Raw genomic sequence first — 1,086 nt, 5'->3', positions numbered from 1 at the left:
TAGCTTACTTTTAACTGTAGGTGCACTGTGCTCGGTGGTTGAACTGATGCATCTTGGTTATATGATTACTCTGCTCACCGTTGCAGCAACATTAGGCTATATCGTCAATTATTCTATTGGTCGCCATTTTGGAAACCGTATTTTTGAAGCAAAATCACGTTTTATTAAAAAAGAATATTTGAATAAAACGAACCGCTATTTCTTGCAACATGGCGGTAAAACTATTCTTTTAGCACGTTTTATACCTTTCGCACGTTCTTTTGCACCCCTCGCTGCCGGCTCAAGCAATATGAGCTATGGAAAATTTTTGATTTACAATGTGGCAGGAGCTATTTTGTGGATCTGTATCCTCTTAACGGCTGGCTACCTATTTGGCCATGCACTCATTCAAGTTACAGATTTTGTAGAGAATTAATATATTTGGTTAAATAAATTTGTCTAGCCAAAAATAAAGGGAATGAATCAATCATTCCCTTTATTTGATTTAGATCAAAGTAACTTTATCTAAACTTTTTGTGGTTTTCATTACGAATATTTACCAGATTAATTGCTTCAGTTTTGGCTTGGTCCAATTGTCCCTTATCAACAAAAACCGTAACCCGATCAATTTCAGCAACCAACTGATCTAAACCCGCTTGGTACTCTTTTACCTGTACATTTTCAGGGGGTAAACCTTCCAACTTATGAGGTAAAGATAATTTTGAAGATAATGCTGCCTGACGCATAATCACAAGCTGCTGTTTAGCGTTATCGATATCTTTTGCTTCAGCAAAGGCTTTAGTGCTCTTCGCTAAAGTTTTCATGTCGGCTTCCAAGTCTGCTGCAAATGCAGAATGACTCACTAAAGCCGCACATGAAATCAGCATACTTGCTAGAATTTTTTGACTCATCATCTTCTCTCCCTAGACTGATTTAGAATCTTGCTATCAATTAAGCATCAATATCCGCATTTAATGCATTTTCTTCAATAAAGGCACGACGTGGTTCAACATCATCGCCCATTAAGCATGAGAACATGCGATCAGCTTCAATTGCATCATCAATAGTCACCTGTAACATATTACGGTTTTCAGGGTCCATTGTGGT

The 1,086-nt window shown here is 37.6% G+C and carries 3 protein-coding genes; 1 reads left to right on the top strand and 2 read right to left on the bottom strand.

What is annotated here, in order from left to right; genetic code table 11:
* Positions 1-415, top strand: a 415-nt coding sequence (locus VXQ92_RS20555; protein ID WP_416683024.1) for a DedA family protein, incomplete at its 5' end; no start/stop codon positions are given.
* A gap of 85 nt (positions 416-500) precedes the next feature.
* Here VXQ92_RS20555 and cybC read toward each other — a convergent pair.
* Together cybC and VXQ92_RS20545 are read right to left on the bottom strand one after the other, a co-directional pair.
* Positions 501-893 carry a cytochrome b562 gene (cybC, locus tag VXQ92_RS20550; RefSeq protein ID WP_000987632.1) on the bottom strand — a complete coding sequence of 131 codons (393 nt, stop codon included), beginning with the start codon at positions 891-893 and terminating at the stop codon, positions 501-503.
* Between the two features lie 37 nt (positions 894-930).
* Positions 931-1,086 (bottom strand): hypothetical protein (locus tag VXQ92_RS20545; protein WP_416683025.1); only part of this gene is annotated, 156 nt, incomplete at its 5' end.

The sequence above is a fragment of the Acinetobacter sp. 228 genome, from assembly GCF_048147885.1.
This window is presented reverse-complemented; position numbering and strand designations above follow the sequence as displayed.